Annotated in this window: 13 protein-coding genes; 5 read left to right on the forward strand and 8 right to left on the reverse strand. The window is 68.3% G+C overall.

The window, feature by feature from the left end:
- The first annotated feature begins 117 nt into the window (after positions 1–117).
- Positions 118–1,473 (forward strand): carboxylesterase/lipase family protein, encoded by a 1,356-nt coding sequence (locus AC07UH_RS06980; RefSeq protein WP_495180357.1) that lies wholly within the window; start codon positions 118–120, stop codon positions 1,471–1,473.
- Positions 1,470–2,483, forward strand: a complete 1,014-nt coding sequence (locus tag AC07UH_RS06985) for an SMP-30/gluconolactonase/LRE family protein (protein WP_495180356.1) — start codon at positions 1,470–1,472, stop codon at positions 2,481–2,483. The genes AC07UH_RS06980 and AC07UH_RS06985 overlap by 4 nt, the downstream gene beginning before the upstream one ends.
- Positions 2,484–2,496: 13 nt before the next feature.
- On the opposite strand, the gene AC07UH_RS06990 is transcribed toward AC07UH_RS06985, so the two are convergent.
- The 5 genes from AC07UH_RS06990 to AC07UH_RS07010 all read right to left on the reverse strand — a co-directional run bounded on the left by AC07UH_RS06990 (position 2,497) and on the right by AC07UH_RS07010 (position 10,165).
- Positions 2,497–2,922 (reverse strand): bactofilin family protein, encoded by a 426-nt coding sequence (locus AC07UH_RS06990; protein WP_495180355.1) that lies wholly within the window; start codon positions 2,920–2,922, stop codon positions 2,497–2,499.
- A 4-nt stretch (positions 2,923–2,926) separates the two neighbouring features.
- A complete protein-coding gene (locus tag AC07UH_RS06995; protein ID WP_495189841.1) occupies positions 2,927–4,069 on the reverse strand; it encodes a M23 family metallopeptidase in 1,143 nt (380 codons plus the stop codon).
- A gap of 276 nt (positions 4,070–4,345) precedes the next feature.
- The gene (locus AC07UH_RS07000) at positions 4,346–7,327 is read right to left on the reverse strand and encodes a diguanylate cyclase domain-containing protein (RefSeq protein WP_495189840.1); all 2,982 of its coding nucleotides are present in this window, start codon (positions 7,325–7,327) and stop codon (positions 4,346–4,348) included.
- Between the two features lie 109 nt (positions 7,328–7,436).
- Entirely contained in the window at positions 7,437–8,432 is a 996-nt protein-coding gene (locus tag AC07UH_RS07005) for a copper resistance protein B (protein ID WP_495180494.1), read from the reverse strand.
- A 38-nt stretch (positions 8,433–8,470) separates the two neighbouring features.
- The gene (locus AC07UH_RS07010) at positions 8,471–10,165 is read right to left on the reverse strand and encodes a copper resistance system multicopper oxidase (protein ID WP_495180352.1); all 1,695 of its coding nucleotides are present in this window, start codon (positions 10,163–10,165) and stop codon (positions 8,471–8,473) included.
- 181 nt (positions 10,166–10,346) lie between these two features.
- Here AC07UH_RS07010 and AC07UH_RS07015 point away from each other — a divergent pair, with 181 nt between their 5' ends.
- Entirely contained in the window at positions 10,347–10,622 is a 276-nt protein-coding gene (locus AC07UH_RS07015; protein WP_038658953.1) for a DUF1488 family protein, read from the forward strand.
- A 59-nt stretch (positions 10,623–10,681) separates the two neighbouring features.
- On the opposite strand, the gene AC07UH_RS07020 is transcribed toward AC07UH_RS07015, so the two are convergent.
- Positions 10,682–11,206 carry a Ros/MucR family transcriptional regulator gene (locus AC07UH_RS07020; RefSeq protein ID WP_495180351.1) on the reverse strand — a complete coding sequence of 175 codons (525 nt, stop codon included), beginning with the start codon at positions 11,204–11,206 and terminating at the stop codon, positions 10,682–10,684.
- A gap of 319 nt (positions 11,207–11,525) precedes the next feature.
- On the opposite strand from AC07UH_RS07020, the gene nhaA reads away from it, so the two are divergent.
- Positions 11,526–12,917 (forward strand): Na+/H+ antiporter NhaA, encoded by a 1,392-nt coding sequence (gene nhaA / locus AC07UH_RS07025; RefSeq protein WP_495180350.1) that lies wholly within the window; start codon positions 11,526–11,528, stop codon positions 12,915–12,917.
- A gap of 158 nt (positions 12,918–13,075) precedes the next feature.
- Positions 13,076–15,877 carry a TonB-dependent receptor gene (locus AC07UH_RS07030; RefSeq protein ID WP_495180349.1) on the forward strand — a complete coding sequence of 934 codons (2,802 nt, stop codon included), beginning with the start codon at positions 13,076–13,078 and terminating at the stop codon, positions 15,875–15,877.
- Between the two features lie 6 nt (positions 15,878–15,883).
- On the opposite strand, the gene AC07UH_RS07035 is transcribed toward AC07UH_RS07030, so the two are convergent.
- Positions 15,884–16,900 (reverse strand): LLM class flavin-dependent oxidoreductase, encoded by a 1,017-nt coding sequence (locus AC07UH_RS07035; RefSeq protein ID WP_495180348.1) that lies wholly within the window; start codon positions 16,898–16,900, stop codon positions 15,884–15,886.
- Positions 16,901–16,973: 73 nt separating this feature from the next.
- Positions 16,974–17,948, reverse strand: a complete 975-nt coding sequence (locus AC07UH_RS07040; protein ID WP_495180347.1) for a phospholipase C/P1 nuclease family protein — start codon at positions 17,946–17,948, stop codon at positions 16,974–16,976.

The raw sequence follows: 17,948 nt of genomic DNA on the forward strand, positions 1-17,948 counted from the left end.
CGCCGCGGCGCCCCTCGACTTTGGTCGGGGTGGCCGGGCCGGATCAATCCAGTCGTTGCCCAAGGGGGCACCGGCGTGTCATCGAGGGGCGGACGAGAAACGACCGGAGAGCGGTGCATGATATCGAAATATGTTCGGCTGGCGCTGCTGCTCGCGGTGGTGCCGGGCGCGGCGGCGGCACAGGACGCGCCCGTGGTGCGCACCGTCGACGGCCCGGTGCGCGGCGCGCGTGCGGACGGGGTCGTCGCCTTCAAGGGCATCCCCTTCGCCGCGCCGCCGGTCGGCGCGCTGCGCTGGCGCGCCCCGCAACCGGTGGCGCGCTGGACCGCGGTGCGCGACGCGACCGCTTATGCCGCCGATTGCATGCAATTGCCCTTCCCGAGCGACGCCGCGCCGCTCGGCACCGCGCCGGCGGAGGATTGCCTCTACGCCAACGTCTGGCGGCCGGCGGGCGATGCCAAGAAGCTGCCCGTGATGGTGTGGATCTACGGCGGCGGCTTCGTCAACGGCGGGTCGTCGCCGCCGACCTATAGCGGCGCGGCGCTGGCGCGGTCGGGCATCGTGGTGACGAGCTTCAACTATCGGCTCGGCCGGTTCGGCAGCTTCGCCCATCCCGGCCTCAAGCCCGCCGACGCGGATTACGGGTTGCTTGACCAGCTCGCCGCGCTGCGCTGGGTGAAGGCCAATATCGCGCGCTTCGGCGGCGATCCCGACAACGTCACGATCATCGGCGAGAGCGCCGGCGGCATGTCGGTCCATGCGATGCTCAGCTCGCCGGCGGCGGCGGGATTGTTCCAGCGCGCGGTGATCCAGTCGGGCGGCGACGGGTCGAACCACGGCAGTTCGCTGGTGACCGCGGAGGCGGCGGGCGTCGCCTTCGCCAGCGGCAAGGGCATCGCCGCCGACGATCCGCAGGCCGCCGCCAAGCTGCGCGCGCTGCCTGCCGAGCAGGTGGTCAATGGCCTCAATCTCGCATCGATGGGGCAGGGCGGCTATAGCGGGCCGGTGCCCGACGGGCGTACCTTCGTCGATCCACGCACCGCCTACGACGCCGGCCGCTTCGCCAAGGTGCCGGTGATGATCGGCGCGACCAGCGCCGACATCGGCGGTCCGACCGGCGCGATGATCGCCGGCGCGCGCGACGTCGCCGTGCTGCTGGCGAGCAAGAATGTGCCGGTCTATCATTATCGCTTCGACTATGTCGCGACCTCCGCGGTGACGCCGCAGACCAAGGGGGCGGGGCATGCCACCGACATCCCGTTCTTCTTCGACACCGCCGCGATCAAATATGGCGCGGCGACCAGCGACACCGATCGCACCGCGGCGCGGACGATCAGCCGCTATCTGGTCAATTTCGTCAAGACCGGCGATCCGAACGGACCCGGCCTGCCCGCCTGGGGCCGCGTCACCGCGACCGCGCGACCGATGCTGACGCTGACCCGCGCCGGCACCGCGCAGGTGGCACCGGAATGATCCCGCTCGATCGCCGCACGGTGTTGGCCGGCGGGCTGGCGCTCCTCGCGACGCGCGCCGGTGCCCAGACGCCGGAGGCGCCGCGCGTCCGCCGCATCGCCCCCGGCCTCGACCGGATGATCGTGCCCGGCACGCAGCCCGAGGTGATCGCCACCGGCATCCGCTGGGCGGAAGGGCCGGTATGGGTGCCGGCGGGCGGCTATCTGCTGTTCTCGGACCCGCCCGCCAACCTCATCCGGCGCTGGCAGCGCGGGCGCGGCGCGACGCCGTTCCTCAGCCCGTCGGGCGCCGCCGGCACCAACCCCAAATTGGTCCGCGAGGCGGGGTCGAACGGGCTCGCGCTCGACCGCGGCGGCGGGCTGCTGATCGCCAACAGCGGCGGGCGCAGCATCGACCGCGTCGATCTCGCCACCCGGCGACGGACGGTGTTGGCGGACCGCTACGACGGCAAGCGCTTCAACAGCTGCAACGACCTGCACGTCGCGCGCGACGGCAGCATCTGGTTCACCGATCCGCCCTATGGCTTCGCCGACGGCGATGCCTCGCCGCTCAAGGAGCAATCGGTCAACGGCGTGTACCGGCGCCACCCCGACGGCAAGGTGACGCTGATCGAGGGCGGCCTGACCCGCCCCAACGGCATCGCCTTGTCGCCCGACGAGCGGCGGCTCTACGTCTCGGTCTCCGACGAGGCGGCACCGCGGATCATGGTCTACGACCTCGATGCCGCCGGCAGGCCGGGGGCAGGGCGGGTGCTGCTCGACGCGAAGGCGATGAAGGCGGCCGGCGGGCCGGGCCTGCCCGACGGGATGAAGGTCGCGCGCGACGGGACCTTGGTCTGTTCGGTACCGGGCGGCATGATGCTCATGACGCCCGAGGCCGAGCCGCTCGGCCTGATCGAAAGCGGCGCGCCGATCGCCAATTGCGCCTTCGGGGAGAAGGGCCGCGCGCTCTACCTGACGGCGAACGACCGCGTCCTGCGGCTGGCGCTGCGGCCCGGCTGGCAGGGGTAGCCGGGCCGGCGGATCATTCCGCCGTTCCGTCGGGGTCGTCGCCCTGCCACGTCAGCGGCGGGTTCTCATAGGGTTCGCGGGCGGCCGGCTCGCCAGGGATCGTCGTGCCCGGTGTCTCGGCGCCGCCCTTGGCGAACGTGCCTTCGACGCGGGCGCCCTGTTCGATCGTCAGCGTCTCGTAATGCACGTCGCCGACGATATGCGCGCTGCGCTGGATGACGAGGTCGACGACGACGATGCTGCCGCGCACCGTGCCGGCCAGATGCGCCGACTGGGCGGTGATCGTGCCGATCATCTCGCTGGCCGCACCCTGCACCAGCGCGAGGCAGTTGACGTCGCCGTGGATCCGGCCGTCGATATGGACGTCGGCCGAAGCCGAGAGGTCGCCGGTGATGACGACATCGGCGCCAATCATCGAGAATGTGGCATTCTTGCTCATGGCTTCAGTCGCTACCCTTGTCTGGACCGGAATCTTCGGCGGGGCCGGTGGCCGGGGCTGGGCCGGCAGATTGGCGGACGATCTTCGATGGAACATGGCTGCGCGCCTCTAGGAAGGGACGGGGGTTGGTGGGGCGGTTGTTGATCCGCACCTCGAAATGCAGATGCGGCCCGGTCGAGCGCCCGGTGGAGCCGATCGCGCCGATCGTCTGCCCCGCGACCACCTGCTGGCCGACATGGCTGCGGAACGCGGACATATGCGCGTAGCGCGTGACGAGGCCGCTACCATGCGTCACTTCGACGCAATTGCCGTAGCCGGAGCGCTGGCCGACGAAGCTCACCACGCCGCGCGCCGCGGCGTAGATCGGCGCGCCGAGCGGGCCGCGGAAATCGAGGCCGGGGTGGAACGATCCGTGGCGGGTGAACGGGTCGGAGCGATAACCGAAGCCGCTGGAGATCGAATCGACGCTCGCGGGCAGCACCTGCGGCATGCGGGAGCGTGCCTGATCCAGCGCGCTCATCCGCGCCAGGCTGGCGCCGAGCCGGGCGAAGCGCGGATCGATCGAGCCATCGGCGTTGGTCGACAGCGCGAACAGCGGCCCGCCCATCGCCTCGCCATCGTCGCGCGCGGCCAGCAGCATCTGCGGGTTGACGCCGAGCTTGCGCATCGTCGCGGCATCGGTCGCGGCGCGGCGGTCGGCATAGCGCGTCAGGCTCTCGACGAAGGCGATCTGACGCGCCTCCGCCCGCGCGAGATTGCCGGCCTCGGGCACCGCGGCGCTGACCTTGTCGATCGTCCGGCGCGCTTCGCCGCTGCTGTTGGTGACGGTCTCGTCGCGCTTGGCGTCGCGTGGCAGTTTGCCGAGATGCGCCTGCGTCACCTTCTCGATGAAGTCCTGCCGCCGCTGCAGGTCGGACGCGACGCCGTCGAGGTTCTTGCGATAGGCGGAAACGCGATTCTCCGCCTTCTCGACCCGCGCCTGGCGGGTGAGCAGGGCATCGATGTCGTAGGAGTCGCGCCAGCGGATCACCGCGAGCGTGGCGATCGAGCCGACATAGGCCAGCACCAGCACCGCCGCACTCATCGCCGCGCGCTTCTGCGTGCGCGCGGAGATGCGCAGGAACCGCACCTGACCCTGCGAGCGCATGATGAACTCGCGGTCGGGGAACCATCCGTCGATCCGCCCCCGCGCATGGGCAAGCCTGTGACGCAAGCGAGCGCGAGCGAAGCGCTGCCCCGCCTGCCGCGGTTTCGGCTTGTTCAAAGCGATCCCGCTTCCCTTACCCCTGACCCTAGGACGCTTTATAGCGGGCGCGCCGATCCCGGACCGGCAGCGCGGACATGACGCGCCGCCATCCACGTCGAGGCGCTCCATACGCGCGATGAAGCGAGCGAGTCGAGCGACCCAGACGCGTGTGTGCCGTCAGACGTCCGGGTCGATCGGCGAGAGGCGCCAGGTGCCGCGGCCGGCGCGTTTGGCGTCGTAGAGCGCGAGATCGGCGAGCTTGTAGACCGCCTCGGTCGACATCCCCTCCGCCCGCGCGACGACCGCGCCGATGCTCAGCGCAACCTGCAGGCGGTGGTTGCCGGCCGCGACCGGCGCGGTGAAGGCGGCGTAGAGGCGGCGGCACAATTCGTCGATCGCAGGCGCGCCGTCGAGGCCGGCGAGGATGATCGCGAATTCGTCGCCGCCGAGGCGGAAGATGCTGTCGTGCTGGCGGATCGTCGCGCTCAGGCGGTCGGCGACCTCGATCAGCAGCGCGTCGCCGACATCGTGGCCGAGCGCGTCGTTGACCTGTTTGAACCGGTCAAGATCGATCAGCAGCAATCCGAACGGCGCATGCCGCGCGTCGCCGAGATGGCGCGCGAGCATCTCGCCGTACAATCGGCGATTGCCGAGCCCGGTCAGCGTATCGGTGTAAGCGAGCTTCTCCAGCTCGGACCGGCTGACGAGCAGCTCCGCGGTACGCCGCTCGACGAGCGATTCGAGCTGCCGCTCGCGCTTGCGCGCCGCGCGCAACCGCAGGTTGAGCAAAGCGAGCAGCGCCGCGACGATCGCCGCGGCGGCGGCGATGCGGAACGCGCTCGTCTCGAACCAGCGTGTCTCGACGTCGATCTCCAGCGTCAGCGGCGCGCCGACGACGTGCAGGCTGCCGCGATCGCCCGCGCCCAGCGCTCTGACGACCAATGTCGACCGGCCCGGCGGCAGATTGGTGTAGCGCGCGCTGCGGTGCATCGCATCGACCCGCGTCCAGTCGGTCTCCTGCGGGAACAGACGGTAGACGTAGACCTGATCGCGCGCGGCGGCATAGTCGAGCCGCGCGAAGTCGGCGGTGAGGCTGCGTTCGCCGGCACCGATGGTCAGCATCCGCCCCGGCGCCGGCACGAAGGCCTTGTCGTTGCCGCGTACCGTGGTGAAGCGCAACGGCGCGTCCGCCGCCTCGCGCGGCGGCACGGCGGGATCGATCATCGTCAATCCGCCGAACCCGGCGAACACCAGCCGGCCGTCGGGCAGCGTGGCGCCGGCGCCGGTCCAATAAGCGGTGAAGGGGACGCCGTCGGACGCGTAGAGCGGCGTGATCGTCAGGCTGGCGGGGTCGATCCGCGCGATGCCGCCATCGGTGCTCGCCCAAACGTCACCGTCGCTGCCGAGCAGCAATTTATCGACGGTATCGTGCGGCAATCTCTCGCGGCGGCCGAGATGCGCCATCGGCCGCCATGCACCGGCAGTGCGGGCGAAGACGGTGATGCCGCCGCCGATCGTCCCCGCCCATAATCGCCCGTCGCTGTCGCACAGCAAGGTGCCGACGAAATTGGCGCGCAGGCCGTTGCCGGGGCGGATGCCGACGACGCGACCGCTGGCGGGATCGACGCGGTTGAGCCCGCGCGCCGTTCCCACCCACAGCATGCCGTCGGGGGTGAAGGCGAGCGAACGGACGCGCAGGTCGGTGAGCGCCTTCGACCAGGGCAGGGGGCGCGGCGGCCCCGGATGGCGCGCATCGACCAGTGCGACGCCGAGGCCGTTGCCGACGTAGAGCCGGTCGCCTTGCAGCAGCACCCGCGACCAGGCTTGCGCCGACAGCCGCTGCGCGCGCCGGCCGTCGAGCGACAGGCGGAACAGCCCGCCCTCGCCGGCGGTGAAGGCGGCGTCTGGGGCGAAGGCGATCGACTGGACGTTGCGCACTGCCGCCGGGAGCCGTTGCGGCGGCGCGAGACCGCCACCGACGGCGGGAGCGAGGCGCGATCCCGGAATGTCCGGGGAGCCGTACCAGAGCGCGCCGTCCGGCGCGACGCCGAGCGACCAGGCGCTGTCGGGCTGTTGCCGCGAACCGGCGCGCAGCGCGTTCACGAGGCCGAGCACGCGGCGCGGGGCGGGATCGACATAGGAAAGCGTCGCGTCGCCGACGATCCACACCAGCCCCGACCGGTCGCGGATCAGATGGTTGAGCCCGTCTTCGGCGAGGCTGGCGGGCAGTTGCGGATCATGCGCGAGGCGCCGCATCCGCATCGTCGCCGGGGCGACGGCGATGATCCCCGCCCGCGACGCGACCCACAGTTCGCCGTTGCCGGCGTCGACCATCGTGCCGAGCGGCACCGCATGCCCGTCGACCGTAACCGGCAGGTGGCGGACGCCGCCGTCGGGCGCGAGGACGTGGAAGCCCGACCCGGCGGTGGCGATCCACAGCCGGCCGTCGCCATCGGCATGCAGCGCGGTGATCGTCCCGTTCACACCGGGTACTGGCACCGCGACGAAGCCGCCGGTGACGTCGCGGCGGAACAACCGCGATTCGTCGCCGACCCACAATTGCCCCTTGCGGTCGCGATGCACCGCGCCGATCCGGCCCGGCGGCAGACCCTTGACGAGCGTCGCGCGATGGTCGGAGCCGCGGATGTGGCTCAGCCCGGCCTCGCTGCCGACCCACAGGCCGCCGGCGTCGTCATCAATGATCGCCATGACATGGGCACGATCCAGCGGCGTGCGGTTGGGCGGGCGATGGAAGCTGTCGGTGAGCGGATCGCGCCACAGCAGCCCCTCGGCGCTCATGCCCAGCCACAGCCGGCCGCCACGATCCGTGAACAGCGTGTTGACCATCAGCTCCGGCAGCGACCCGGCGCCGTCCGCGGGTTCGGTCGAATAGGTCTTGAAGCCGGTGCCGTCCCAGCGGGCGAGGCCGCCGTCGGTGGCCAGCCAGATGAAGCCGTCGCCGTCCTGCGCGACCGCGCGGGGGAGGCCGGCGTCGGGAATGGCGTCATCGCGCGCGGCGACCTTGAAGAACAGATCGGCGGCGGCAGCCCAGGGGTCCGCGATGCGTGGCGCAACGATGGCGACGGGGCGGGCGACGGGGGCGGCGGTCGGGCGTGCCGCCGAGCCGGTCAACGCGCATGCGGCACCCGCCAGACCCATAGCAAAGGAGCACCACCGCCACCGCATGATGCTCCTTTGCCGCGTCGACGTTGAGGACTGCTTAATATAGGTTGTTCTGAATGGCTTCGATCGGGTTTCGTACTGACGCTCAGAACCAGCCGCGCACGCCGAGCACCAGCGCCGCGCCGCCGGCATCGTCGTGCGTCGTCGGCCGTCGGCGGTGCTCCCACGACAGGCCGACGTAAGGCGCGACCTCGCGCCGGATCTCGTAGCGCAGACGCAGGCCGAGCTCGGCCTCCGACAGTCCCGCGGCAATGCCGCTCGCCGGCACGTCCTGCGCGGCGACGTTGAGTTCGGCGCGTGGTTGCAGGATCAGCCGCTGGGTGATGCGCTGGTCGTAATAGGCCTGGACGCGGCCGAGCAGGTCGCCCTTGTCGGACAGGAACAGCGCGCCCTCGACCTGGAACCAGTAAGGCGCCAGCCCCTCGACGCCGACCGTCGCATAGGTGCGCTTGGCACCCGCGCCGAGGTCCTGCCGCAGGCCGCCCTGCAGATCGACATAGGGGCCGATCGCGCGCGAATAAAGCGCCTGTATCTCCGCCCGATCGATCCGGTCGATGCTGCCGTCGCCCTCGCTCTTGACGACCAGACGGTGGACGTCGCCGCCATACCAGCCCTCGCCGTCCCAGCGCAGGCCGTCGCGGCCGTTACGCACCTGCACCTCGGCGAGGTCGAACAGGATCTGGCCGAACGTCATGCCGCCGTGTTCGGCGCGCATCCGCCGGTCCGCCGCCGCCATCGCCGCCGGATCGTAGAAGCGCGCGGCCGCGAGATCGCGCGGCGGTGCGGGCGGCGGCGCATTACCGGCGGGCTGGTCGGTGCCGGTGGCCGTCGCTGCCGCTGCCGCGGGAGCGGGGGTCATCGTGGGCATGTCGGGCATGGCGTCTGGGGGGGCGTCTGGGGGGGCGGCTGCGGTGCAATGGCCCATCGCGGCGTGTTCGGGCGGGCAGGCCGTGGGTGCGGCGGGCGCCGCGGCGCGGGGCGTCACCGGCCGCGCCTTGGGCTTCGCCTTCGGCCTGGCTTTGGGACGCGCGGGTGCGGGCATCTGCATGCCGGGCATCTGCATCCCGCCCATGTCATGCATCTGCGCCGCGGCGAGCGCGAGCGCAGGCAGCAGCGCGCTCACGCGCCCGCTCCGGCGGCGGGGTCAGGGCGGACGCTGACCACCTGCATCATCCCGGCATGCATGTGGTAGAGCATATGGCAGTGGAACGCCCAATCGCCCGGCGCATCCGCGGTGAGATCGAAGGTCGCGGTGCCGCCGGGCGCGACGTTGATCGTATGCTTGCGCGGGCTGTGGTCGCCATGGCCAGTGACCAGTTCGAAGAAATGGCCGTGCAGGTGGATGGGGTGCGCCATCATCGTGTCGTTGACCAGCGTCACGCGGACGCGCTCGCCCTCGCGGAACGCGATCGGCGCGGTGACCGCGTTGAGCTTCACCCCGTCGAACGCCCACATATAGCGTTCCATGTTGCCGGTCAGGTGGATGCGAAGTTGCCGCGACGGCGCGCGCGGATCGGGATTGGCCTCCTGTGCGACGAGATCGCGATAGACGAGCACCCGGTGGCCGGTATCGGCGAGGCCCTGCGGCGGCTCGCCGGTCCGGTCCGCGGGCATCGGCGCGATCGTCTGCACGACCGGCGTCCTCGGCACGTCCGGCGCGGCGGCGAAATCGCGCATGCCGTGATGCATGCCGGCCATCCCCGCCATCTCCCCCATCCCCATGTCGCGCATCGTGGCGAGCGGACGCCGGCGCAGCGGCGGCACCGCCGCGCGCAGGCCGAGCCGCGGGGTCAGCGTCGCGCGCGCCATCCCCGACCGGTCCCACGCCTCCGCGACCACAGTATAGGCGCGATCCGCCGGCGTGACGATCAGGTCATAGGTCTCGGCGACAGCGATCTGGAGTTCGTCGACCGTCACCGGCCGCACGGTCTGCCCGTCCGCCTGCACCACCGTCAGCGGCAGGCCGGGGATGCGCAGGTTGAAATTGGTCATCGCTGCGGCGTTGACGATGCGCAGGCGTACGCGCTCGCCGGGCGCGAACAGCGCGGTCCAGTCGTCCTTGGGGCCATGACCGTTGACCAGATAGGTATAGGTGGCACCGGTCACGTCGGAGACGTCGGTCGGGTCCATCCGCATGCCGCCCCAGGCGAGGCGATCCTTGGCCGGCTGGTCCCGCCCGGCGAGCAACCCGGCCAGCGTCTGCTTCTGATAGTTGAAATAGCCGCCCTGCTGCTTCAGCTTGGTGAAGATCGCATGCGGGTGCAGCGGGCTGTGGTCGGACAGCACGATGACGTGCTCGCGGTCCGCCGCAATCGGATCGGCGCCGGCGGGATCGATGACGATCGGGCCGTAATGCCCCATCTGCTCCTGCAGGCCGGAATGGCTGTGATACCAATAGGTCCCCGCCTGCACGACGGGGAATTCGTAGGTGAAGGTGGTGCCCGGTGCGATGCCCGGGAAGCTGATCCCCGGCACGCCGTCCATCTGGAACGGCACCAGCAGCCCGTGCCAGTGGATCGACGTTTCCTCGGCGAGGCGGTTGGTCACCGCCAGCCGCACCCGCTGCCCCTCGCGCAGGCGCAGCAAGGGCGCCGGCAGCGTACCGTTGACGCCGATCGCATGCGTCGGCCGGCCGTCGATCGTCGCCATCAGGTGATCGACGGTGAGCGCGATATCGGGGCCGGTCAGCGTCGGCAGCGCCGGCGCGAGCCCCGTCGACACCGGCTGCGCCCAGGCCGGCAGCCACGGCACGGCGAGCGCGCTGACACCGAGACCGGCATCGCGCAGGAAGCCGCGGCGGGAGGGTGAGGTCATGCGGGGCCATTTGCGCATTGGCCGCCGCGAAGGCAAGGCCGGTCAGGCATCGCGACCCGATCGCACTTTTGATACGGGCGCGTTATGGTCGATGGCGCGCCGGCATGGAACATCATCCGACGCCCAGCGCTATCCGACCTGACCCGCCGATCGCGGGATGATTTGACGAAAGAGGTACCACGTGGCCGCAGACAAGCTCGAAATCGACAATGCTTCCATCCTCGACAATCCGAACGAGCGCCAGGTCGAATTCTCCGGCGAGGTCGACGCCGAGGAACTGCAATTCGCCGTGCAATATGACGTGCTCGAGGCGTTGAGTGGCGACGCACCCGAGGAAGACGATGCGGTCGAGATGTTCAACCGTTTCTCGGACGAGATCGCCGAGGCGGGGCTCGCCGCACTGGCGCGCAACCCGGATCAGCCGTTGATCGTGATCAGCGAAAACGATCTGGAATGAGGGACCCTGCCACGGGCGGCCCTCGCTGAGGGCCGCCCGTGGTGTGCATCGCGAGGGTCTTATTCCTCGTCGGTGCCGAGCGTATCCTTGGCCGCCTGCAGCGCGGCCTTGCCGCCCTTGCGCGGCGCCTTGGCGGCACCGGCTGCGGCGCCGGCGCCCTGATCGACCTTCTGGCCCGCCTTGCGACCCAGGCCGATCGTCTTCGCCATCGCGCTGCGGCTCTCGCTGTAGGACGGCGCGACCATCGGATAGTCGGGCTTCAAGCCGTAACGCTGGCGATAATCGTCCGGCGTCAGGCCGTGCGTGGTCAGGTGCCGGCGCAGCGTGCGATACGGCTTCCCGTCGATCATCGAGATGATGTGATCGCGCGACGCCAGCGATTTGCGCACCGACACCGCGGGAACATAGTCCTGCGACGCCTGCTCGGGCTCGGCGGCGTCGGGGCTGGCGAGACGGCCGACCGCGGCATGCATCGACTGGAGAAAGGCCGGCACGTCGTCGGCGTTGGTGCGGGTGTTGGGATTGCTGAGCCAGGCAATGGTCAGCTCGGTGGCCAGTTCGACCGTGTTGGTTTCCGTCGTCATGGGGGGTACTCGCTTCGTCGGACAAAAGGCGCCGGACACCCGGGGGAGGGTCGGCTGTAACCTACATGCCCTTTGACGGGTGAAAGTCAAAGGAACAATTTCAGGCCTGCGTCCCGAAATGGCTTCGACACTTCAACGATCCGGTACAAAGCATGATCGTCGCATTGTCGGCAGCGTCGCTCAGGCAAAGAACGACGAACAACTCGGCTGCTAGATACGTCTAATCTGCATCACCAAGGCTTACGAGGGTCAGCGCAGCCGGGAACGCACCGGAGTGCTTATCCGTATCATTTCCCAAGGTTTGCTGAACAGGAATTCCATGGCTCTCAACCCCCGCCTGTCCGGGCGCGTCGCGGCACGGGCCCATCATTCGCCCGCTGCGGCGATCCTGCAGAAAATCGAACCATTTTTCGCGATCGGCCAGGTCTCGGGCGGGCCGCTGCTGATCGCGACGATCGTCGCCTTGGTCGTCGTCAACTCGCCGTTCGGCGCCGACTATGTGCGGCTGTGGGACCGGCCCGTAAGCTTCAGTTACGGTGCCTGGACCTTCGGCCGGCCCGCCGCCGAATGGATCAACGATGCGCTGATGCCATTGTTCTTCCTGATCATCGGCACCGAGGTGAAGCGGGAGTTCGTCAAGGGATCGCTCGCCACGTGGCAGACCGCGATCTTCCCCGTCGCCGGCGCGATCGGCGGGCTGGTGGTGCCGGTCGCTCTCTATCTCGCCTTCAATTACGGCACGCCGACGCAGCACGGCTGGGGCGTCGTCGCCGCGATGGACACCGCCTTCAGCCTGGCGATCGTCGCGATGTTCACCACCCGCCTGCCGCCGGCGGTGCGCGCGGTGCTGCTCGCCTTCGCCGCGATCGACGACGTGTTCGGGCTGCTCGTCATCGCGGTCGCCTATACCGCGACGATCGACTGGTGGTTCGTGGCGCTCGCGGCGGCGGGGTATCTCGGCATCGTCGGCCTGCTCCGGCTGCGCTGGGTCGCGTCCATCCCCTATGTCCTGCTCGGCCTCGTCGTCTGGATCGGCGTGTTCGGCTCGGGCATCCATCCGACGATCGCCGGGGTCGCGGTCGGCCTGCTGCTGCCGACCAGCTCGCGATTGTCCGAAGGGGTGTTTGCCGAGCGCGTGCAGCGCCCCGTCGACCAGTTCAAGGAAGCCGTCGCCGCGGCCGAGGATACCGACGATCCCGCCGTCGAGGAAGAGGCGCGCGATCACGCGCAACAGCGGCTCGGCTACATCCACGAAATGGCCGCGGCGACCGATGAGGCCGCCGAACGGCTCGTCCGGGTACTGACCCCGTGGGTCTCCTATATCGTGCTGCCCTTGTTCGCGGTCTCCAACGTCCGCATCCATTTTTCACCCGAGCTGGTCGGCGAGGCGCTGCATTCGCCGTTGAGCGCGGGTGTCGTCGTCGGGCTGGTGATCGGCAAGCCGCTCGGCTTCCTCGCCGCGACCTGGCTGGCGACGCGGCTGGGGCGGGCGACGTTGCCCGATGGCGTTACGTGGCAGATGGTGCTCGGTATTGGCGGCGTCGCCGGTATCGGCTTCACCATCTCGCTGTTCATCGCCGAACTCGCCTTCGCCGATGTCGCCGAGACCGAACAGGCGTCGCTCGGCATTCTCGTCGCATCGATCCTGTCCGGTCTGCTCGGCTATTTTATCTTCTGGCGGGCCGCGACGCCCAAGTCGCAAAGCAACTAGGACTTGTTTTAAATCAGAAGTTTACTTGCCGTTAGGTGCGAAACGTGTGTCACCGTTTTGCAACATTGACCGTCCTTTGACGTATACGATATCCACTTCCTTGAGAAACCCGACGGATAACAGTCTGATTCGGTAGAGATTATCAGGGGAGTTTAACCATGAAAGCTGCAACGTTCCTCCTATCCGTGGCGCCGCTCGCGCCGTTCGCGGCGCCGGCGCTGGCCGCGCCGAATGGCCAGACCGACAGCGCCACGCCGCAAGGCAGCGAGACGGAGGAGCGGAGCCAAGACCAGGACATCATCGTCACCGGTCTGCGTGCCAGCCTGCAATCGGCGCAGCGGATCAAGCAGACATCGGACTCGATCGTCGATGCGCTGGTCGCGCAGGACATTGGCAAGCTCCCCGACAATCAGGCGGCGGAGGCACTGGCGCGATTGCCCGGCGTGCAGGTCACCCGCTTCGACGACGAGGCGACCGGCGTGCTGGTCCGCGGTCTGCCCGACGTGACCTCGACCTATAACGGTCGCGAGATCTTCACCGCGCAGAATCGCAACGTCGCATTACAGGACTTTCCGGCGCAGGCGCTCGCCGGTATCGAGGTCTATAAATCGGGTACTGCCGACCTGATCGAGCCGGGCCTCGCCGGCCTGATCAACGTTCGTTCGCGGCGGCCACTCGACTTCAAGGGCCTGTTCGTCGGCGGCGGTTTCCGCGGCACGTACAACGACCAGAGCAAGAAATACGACCCGACCGGCAATATCCTCGTATCGGATCGCTGGACGACGCCGATCGGCGAAATCGGCATCCTCGCCAACGTCACCTATGCGCAGCAGCAGTATCGCAACGCGGTGCGCTATAACGACCAGTCGGTCCAGAAGGTCAGCTCGCTGTCGCCGGTCACGCCGGCGAGTGCCGGCAACCAATTCTATTACCCCTATTCGGTCGGCCTCTACAGCAGCGGCGGCCGCCGGTATCGCCCGTCCGGCAATATGGCGCTTCAGTGGAAGCCGTCTGACAAATTCGAAGTCTATTTCGATGGCATCTATCAGGGCTATCGCGGCCGGCAGGCGACCGACTGGTTCGCCGCCGATCTGCGGGGGATCGACAGCGTTCGCGGCGCGCCGGTCATCTCCAACGTCGTGCTGATGCCCGGTCGGACCGATCAGGCGGCAAGCCTGACCAAGAGCGGCGGTGTCGCGCCGACCGCATATCGCAGCACCGGCGCCGATTATACCAACACCTATCAGGGCGCGTTCGGGGCGATCTGGCATACCGACAAGGCGGTGCTGTCGACCGATCTTGCCTATACCAGTTCCGAATATGGCGCGCGTAGCTGGAGCTTCGACAGCGCCTTCGCCAATTCGCCGACGGTCAATGCCGCGTTCGACGTGCAGAACGGCTCGTCCTTCGACTTCGTCGGGTTCGACGCAAAGAACCCGGACAATTATATCTGGCGCGGTTATTACGAAAGCCGCGGAATCGCCAAGGGCAAGGGTTGGCAATGGCGCGGCGATCTTGTCCTCGACACCGAGATCGAAGCGCTGCCCGAGATCAAGTTCGGCTTTCGCTACACCGATCGCGACGCATCGGCGAATAACGGCAATCGTTATGCATATACGCTGCCGCTCAACGTCCCGCTCGCCAGCCTTCCCGTGGGCCAGCTTGAGCTGATCCAGAATACGTTTCGCGGCGACGCCCAGAAATTTACCCAATATCTGATGCCGACGCGTGACGGTATTGCCGGGAACGTCGCGGCGCTGCGCACGCGGTCGATTGCCGCCCTGCGTCAACTGGTCGCGCTGAACCCGACGGATACCGGTTATCGCGACGCGCTGACCAAATTCCTCGCCGACGACGTGCCGATCCAGCCGTACGACCAGTTCTACGCGAAGGAGGAAAGCTACGCGGCTTACGCCCAGAGCAAATATCAGTTCGATATCGGCTCGGTGGGTTTCGACGGTACGTTCGGCGTCCGGCTGGTCAATACGGCCGGCACCTATTCCGGTACGTCGCGCATCTACAACAATGATGTCGAGACTCTGACGCCGCAGACGATCAAGCAGAATTACGTCGACGTGCTGCCCAATCTCAGTCTGCGGATCAAGCCGCTCGAACAATTGCAGCTCCGCTTTGCCTATACGAAGACACGCACGCGGCCCGACTTCGGCACGCTCAACCCGGCGCTCGTCATTACCCAGAATATCGCCGGCGGCGTCGTCGATCCCGATTCGCCGCTGCTCAACGTCAACGCCACCGGATCCGGCGGCAATCCTGACCTGAAACCGCTGACCTCGAACAATTACGACGTCAGCGCCGAATATTATCCGACCTCGACGTCGAGCATCACGTTCGCGGCCTTCTATCGCGACCTGTTTGGCTTCATCGGCAATTACGAACGCCAGATCCAGGACCCGGTCTTCGGCGTCGTCCGCCTGTCGCGTCCGGAGAACGCCGGCAAGGGCAAGATCAAGGGGTTCGAGGTCGGCGGCCAGACGTTCTTCGACTTCCTGCCCGGCGCGCTCAGCGGTTTTGGCGTGCAGGGCAACGTGACCTTCATCAACGGGCGGAACGCCTTGCCGGAGGCGCTTGGGGTCGGGACGCCGCTGGTACGCCTGACGGGCGTATCGAAATGGTCTGGTAATGCCTCCGTCTTCTACGAGAAATACGGGGTCACGACCCGCCTTTCGTACAATTACCGGTCCGACTATATTTCCAATTACCGGCAGAATACCGACGGTTCGCAATATACCGGGGTCGGCGTCCGGGCGATCAAGCGGCTCGACTATTCGCTGAGCTACGACGTGCTCAAGCAGGTGACGCTGAGCTTCGACGTGACCAACATCCTCGCCGGGCCGTTCAAGAACTTCAACAACTATACCGCGACACGGACCTATCCGGTCGATGTGCGGTACGAGGGGCGCTATATCGGGCTCGGCTTCCGGTTCCGCTTCGGCGAGTAACCGCGCTCAGCGCCAGCCGAGCGCGGGCGCGACGTGGCGGAGCACGGACTCGATGACGTGGGTGTTATACGCCACGCCGAGCTGGTTCGGCACCGTCAGCAGCAGCGTGTCCGCCTCGGCGATCGCCTCGTCGGCGCGGAGCTGTTCGATCAGCGTCTCTGGTTCGGCCGCATAAGAGCGGCCGAACACCGCGCGCATATTGTCGATCACGCCGATCTGGTCGCTGCTGTCGCCGCGGCCGAAATATTGCCGATCGCGATCGTTCATGATCGCGAAGATCGACCGCGACACCGAGACGCGCGGGGTGCGGGCATGGCCCGCCTCCTGCCAGGCGGCGCGATAGGCGCGGATCTGCTTGGCCTGCTGGACGTGGAACGGCTCGCCGCTCTCGTCGGCCTTGAGCGTCGAGCTCTGCAGGTTCATGCCCTTTTGCGCCGCCCAGATCGCGGTGGCGTCGCTGCTCGATCCCCACCATATCCGCTCGCGCAGCCCTTCGGCATGCGGCTCGAGCCGGAGCAGACCGGGCGGGTTGGGGAACATCGGCCGCGGATTGGGCTTGGCGAAGCCCTTGCCGGCGAGCAGTTCGTAGAACAATTCGCCGTGGCGGCGGCCCATGTCGGCGTCGCTCTCACCGGGCGCGGGGGCATAGCCGAAATGGCGCCAGCCTTCGATCACCTGTTCGGGCGAGCCGCGGCTGATGCCCAACTGCAGCCGTCCGCCGCTGATCAGGTCGGCGGCGCCGGCATCCTCGACCATGTAGAAGGGGTTCTCGTAGCGCATGTCGATCACGCCGGTGCCGATCTCGATCCGCTTCGTCCGCGCGCCGACTGCGGCGAGCAGCGGGAAGGGCGAGGCGAGCTGCTGCGCGAAATGGTGGACGCGGTAATAGGCGCCGTCCGCGCCGAGTTCCTCCGCCGCGACCGCGAGGTCGATCGACTGGAGCAGCACGTCCTGCGCCGAGCGGGTCGCCGAACCGGGGGCGTCGGACCAATGGCCGAACGAGAGAAAGCCGATGTTCTTCATCGCGACAAACTGGGCCCGATCGTGAGCCGTCACAAGATTGCGCACGGAATGACTGCGTTTCCGAAAACTTCTTTCAGCCCGGCGCGGACCCCGTCTCGGGATCGAATCGGGGGTTGTCGAAGTCGATCGGCGACGGCTTGACCTCGGCCGGCGGCACCGCGCTTTCCGCCCAGGCGCGGCACAGCATGTCGCGCAACATCGTCGCGCCGGCGCTGGTCCGCTCGTAGATCAGCGCGCGCACGTCCTTGTCGGCGAAGTCGCGAAAGCCGTTGCGCCGTTCGAGAACGTAGACGCGCTCCATCTGGTCGCCGGCGGTATCGAGGAAAGCGAGGATCGCGTCGAAAATGTCGCCGCTGCGGCGTCCCGGGGCACCGATGCGCGGCGCGAGATCGGCGGCGGTCAGCCGCATGCCGTCGACGAAGCCGCTCTCGAACCGGCCGTGGATCGAGCGATCGGTGGTATAGCCCTTGGGATTGGCGCCACGCCAGCCGTCGCTGTTGACCGAGTCGTGCAGCGGCTGCGCACCGTCGCCGATATAATGGCCGAGGCGGATGACATCGAAGGCGCAATTCTGTTCGGCGAAGGCGGCATCGCGCTGTGCCACCTGCGCCGCGCGCACCTGCCGCATGCAGACGATGATCCGCTGATATGCCTCCATCGCCGCATAGGGGAGGGTGCCCGTCCAGCGCACGTTGGTGCGCGCCGCGGTGGCGGGATCGCTGCGCTTGATCGCTTCATAGTGTTTGAACAGCGCGATGACGAATTCATAGCGCGAGCGCGGGATCGGCTTGAGGAAGGTGAATTGCTCGCGGAACCAGCCGTGGTTCGGGTCTTCCTCGATCTTGGCGAAATTCTCCGCGGCGTTGCGCCACGCGTCGGGCAGCGCGGCGGAGCTGGCGATATAGTCGACGTGCCGGCGCAGGAAGACCGGGCCATCGTCGGGGATCGCCGCGATCGCGGCACGGTCGATCACCGCATGCGCGGTGCCGCCCCAGGCGAGCGCGGGCGTCGGCAGCAGGGCGAGGGCGGCGAAGAGGAAGCGGCGCAT

Source organism: Sphingomonas sp. GW821-FHT04B01 (assembly GCF_059420425.1).